Here is a 4,033-nt window from a genome sequence, read left to right as displayed (position 1 = left end):
GGTGGGGCCCGGGCAAGGCCGAACCCCCTCGGCCGGGACGGCGGGCCAGTCGAGAGGGCTCAATCGGTGTTGCCTGTGAAGTTGTTGATCAGGGCAGTGGACGAGGGTCAGAACGCTCCCCGGTCCACGCCCGTCACGAAGGCGCTCCAGGCGTTCGAGGGGAACGCCAGCGTGGGCCCCTCGGGAACCTTGGAGTCGCGGACGGCGAGCGTGGTGGTGACGGGGGACTTGACCTCCACGCAGGCACCGTTGCCCGCGGAGTACGAGGACTTGGTCCACTTGAATGTGGCTCCCTGACGGATTGCCATGTTCGCTCCGGTAAGCAGATGGGTCGAGTTGCTGTCACCGTCCTGCGGGCTCCGGTAGGACCCCGCTGTTCGGTTTGCGCCAACGTTGTTGCTCGGTGGCGTGATCGACGCTACTCGCCAACATCGGCTGCTGAAGCGACTATTCACTCGACCGGATGGCATTTATTCCTGGGGTCTTCCGCTGCGGCCGGATGGAGGTGTAGAGTCCCGCCCTTTTCCTTCACTCGCAACTGGCCTCAGCGCGCGTATTCCTTCGCGATGCCCGCGATGAACTCACGTGACTGTTCCGCGTTCAGGGCCTGGGCCCGGAGGTGTTCGTACATGACGCTGTACTTCTGGACGTCGTGGGCCTTCTCCAGATAGAGGTCGCTGGTGACGCCCTCGATGTAGACCACGCTGGAGTCGGCCGCGTCCGGGAACTCCAGGATCGCGTACTGGCCGTTGAGGCCGGGATGCGCCCCCATGTCGAAGGGCAGGATCTGCACGGTGACGTGCGGGAGCTTGGACTGCTCGACCAACTGCTCCAGCTGCTCACGCATGATCAGACGGCTGCCGACGACCCGCCGGAGGGCGGCCTCGTCGACCACCGCCCACAGGCGCAGGGGCTCCTCGGCGGAGATTCGTTCCTGCCTGCGCAGCCGGACCTGGACCCGTTTCTCCACGTCGGTCGTGGGGGTTTCCGGCAGGGCGCCCTGGATGAGGGCCTCGGCGTAGGCGGGGGTCTGGAGGAGGCCCGGGACGACCTGGGGCTCGTACACCCTGAGCGAGGCGGCGTCCGTCTCCAGCCCGATGTACACGCTGTAGGGGATGTCGCCGAAGGCGTGCCACCAGCCCTGCTGGCGGGAGTCCTTGGCCATCTGCATCAGCGAGTCGACGATCCGGTGGTCCTCGACCTCGTACACCCCGCACAGGTCGCGGACGTCGCGCTGGCTGATACTGCGGCGTCCGTTCTCCAGGCGGCTGATCTTCGACTGTGAGACCAGCAGACGCTCGGCGACCTCCTCGGCCGTCATGCCCTTGAGCTCGCGGAGCCGGCGCAGCTCCTGGCCCAGGCGGCGCCGCCTGACAGTGGGATTGACATTGGACGCCACGGGACGTGCACCTCCGGCTGCGGGCCTGACACTTTGAGTATCTGCTAATGAGCAGATTGCCACCAAGGTGCTTACTACCGCTGGGAAACACCGGATATGCGCCGTGCACACGCCAGTTCGGAGACGCACGCTCCCCGGGGGTGAAAACCGGCCGAATTCAGCCCAGGCGGAAGCCCCGGCACGGCACTCGGCGGGATTCTCCGCCGCGCACTCCGGCCGGACGTTCCAACATTCCAAACATTCCAACGGGCATGTGGCCGCGGGCATGCGGTCGCGCGGGGCGTGCGAGACCGTGGCGCCGCCCTGGACGGACGGATCGTCCGTCCGGGACGGACCGCGTACGGCCTCACACACCCCGCGCGAACCGGCGGCTCCCGAACCGGGTCTTCGGGCCCGGTACCGCGTGGCGGTGCGGTACCGCGCAGTGGTGCCTGCTGATGCGTTTCCGCACCTGCGCGTGGTGCTGTTCGTGACGCTCTGGTGCTGCCGGTGGTGCCGGTGGTGCTGTCGTGGACCCGTGCCTCAGTGGGCCACGACACGTGCCATGGAGCCGCGGCGCGGCTGCATCGGTACGCCCCTGGAGGGTTCCGGCGCGGTCCTGCCCCCGGGGCCCGCGGGGCGGGCGGCCGGTGGTGCCGGGCTACGGCGTGGCTGCGCCGCCACACCGTTCTGGACGTCCATCACGGCGTGCGCCACGAGACCGCCCATGGGGTCGTGCCGGATCAGATCCCGGAGGCGGGAGCGGGAGGACCGCCCCTCGTTCCCGGGATACAGGTGCTTGCCGAGACCGACCGCGTGGGCCAGTGCGGCCAGCGCGGCCGTGCGTGGGTCCGGCGGCACGCCGGTCCGGATCGCGGAATCGAGCCGGGACCTGATCTCCCGGCTGATGGCCGTGTCCGTCGCCTGGTAGCGCGTCGTCGGCAGCACCCCGCACATCTGGCCCGCCACGGCATGCACCATGCCGCACCGCTCCAGATGCGAGAGGTAGGTCTGGCGCAACCCCAGCCGGGGTCCGCCAATCCAGTGGACCGCCCGTACGGGAGCGCCGCGCCTTCGCAGCAACTCCAACGCGCAGTCCAGAGTTGGATCTCCAGTCGGCCGTGGTGCCACCACGGCGATACGATCCCCGTCTGGGGCTATCCGTCCGGCCAGCGCCAGCTCTACTAGCTGTGCTCCGGCCAGACCAAGGTCGAGCGACTGCGGCTGTGCAGTGGTACCCGTGGCCGGGTCCAGTGCCAGCAGCAGAAGCTCCTCCGGAAGTGTTCTGCGGCTCCTGCCCATCCATGCCTCCCCGCGTGGATGAATGACAGGGTGACCCCTCTCACATTGGTCTGTCGAGAGTGCGTGACCGGTTCGTAGTGGAACCAGTAGGTATGTCGTTCTCGTCTACGGCTTGTGTCAGGTCCGCACACAGGACACTGGTACATGGTTCGGACAGCGGTACAGGGCGGTGTCCGAGCGGGGTTCACGGTTCGGTAGGGCGCTCGTCCCGGCAGTGGGTCGGCGCAGGAGGAGGCATCGGTGGCGGGCGAGTCCCCCGACAGGTCGAAGCGGTACGAGTCGTCGACGAGGTCGACGCCGGGGAACAGGCCCGTGGTTCCGGAGCCGGGAACCACGAGCGCGTCGGGGGTGGCCGCGAGCGCGGGCACGTCCTCGGTCGATCCGCGGCTGGCGGTGGCCAAGGAAAAGGTTTCCGTGCCGGAGGCTTCCGCCCCTGTCGCCGTGGGTGTGGACCAGGCGACCGCGGTGTTCTCGCGCCGGACCCTGGACGAGGCCGAGCGCGCGCTGGGTTCGTCGGGGGGCTCGGCTTCGGGGGGTTCCTCCGCGGCCGACACGAAGGACGCCGAGGACGTCGAGGACGCCGAGGGCTCGGACGACGGTTACGGCGAGGGCCCGGAGGGCGCCGAGGACGCGGAGGGCGCCGACGAGGGCTCTGACGCGGGCTCCGGGGACTCCGCGGACGCCGGAGGCGACAGCGGGCCGGAGGACGAGGACGACGCCGCCACGGAGCCCGAGGCGGAAGCGGAGGCCGAGGCGGAGGCCGAAGCCGAGGGTGAGCCCGCGGACGCCGGCGAGGGCGACGGCGACGGCGACGGTACGGCCGGTACGGCGGACAGCGACGCCGAGGCTCAGGCCGAATCCGAGCCCGAGTCCGAGTCCGAGTCCGAGTCCGAGTCCGACGAGCCGGAGGCGGACGACCGGCCCGAGAGCGAGGCGTCCGACGAACCCAAGGGCGACACCGAGGCCGACGAGCCCGACGCGGACGCTCCGGCCGCCGACGCGGACTCCGAGCCCGAGCCCGAGTCCAAGCCCGAGCCCGACGCGGACTCCAAGCCCCAGGTCGACCAGCCCACCGCCATCTTCAAGTTCAACGCCGTACGCCCGCCCGCCGTGGACCACCCCACGACCATGCTCAAGCTGGGCGGCGACACGAAGCAGACGGACTCCAAGGACACCAAGGACCAGCCGGCCCCCAAGACCACCGACAAGCCCAAGCCCGAGCGCAAGCCCGAGCCGGAGTCCGAGCGCACCAGCAAGTTCGTGGCCCTCAAGCCGCTCGACGAGCCGAGGACCCCGAAGCCCTCCACCGCCCCGGCGCCCTCCACGGCCCCGGCGCCCTCCACGGCCCCGGCG

The 4,033-nt window shown here is 70.0% G+C and carries 3 protein-coding genes and 1 pseudogene; 1 reads left to right on the top strand and 3 read right to left on the bottom strand.

Annotated features, from left to right (window positions below; all coding sequences use genetic code 11):
- Positions 1-107 precede the first annotated feature (107 nt).
- The 3 genes from FNH08_RS46325 to FNH08_RS46315 all read right to left on the bottom strand — a co-directional run bounded on the left by FNH08_RS46325 (position 108) and on the right by FNH08_RS46315 (position 2,680).
- Positions 108-308 (bottom strand): DUF397 domain-containing protein, encoded by a 201-nt coding sequence (locus tag FNH08_RS46325; protein WP_152777755.1) that lies wholly within the window; start codon positions 306-308, stop codon positions 108-110.
- A 236-nt stretch (positions 309-544) separates the two neighbouring features.
- Entirely contained in the window at positions 545-1,399 is an 855-nt protein-coding gene (locus FNH08_RS46320; RefSeq protein ID WP_322726537.1) for a helix-turn-helix domain-containing protein, read from the bottom strand.
- A 522-nt stretch (positions 1,400-1,921) separates the two neighbouring features.
- Positions 1,922-2,680, bottom strand: coding sequence for a GOLPH3/VPS74 family protein (locus tag FNH08_RS46315; protein ID WP_152777754.1), 759 nt, complete (start codon positions 2,678-2,680; stop codon positions 1,922-1,924).
- 240 nt (positions 2,681-2,920) lie between these two features.
- Here FNH08_RS46315 and FNH08_RS53325 point away from each other — a divergent pair.
- A pseudogene (locus tag FNH08_RS53325) lies at positions 2,921-4,033 on the top strand (hypothetical protein); the annotation flags it as partial.

It is taken from the genome of Streptomyces spongiae, assembly GCF_009377185.1.
GTDB lineage: Bacteria > Actinomycetota > Actinomycetes > Streptomycetales > Streptomycetaceae > Streptomyces > Streptomyces spongiae.
This window is presented reverse-complemented; position numbering and strand designations above follow the sequence as displayed.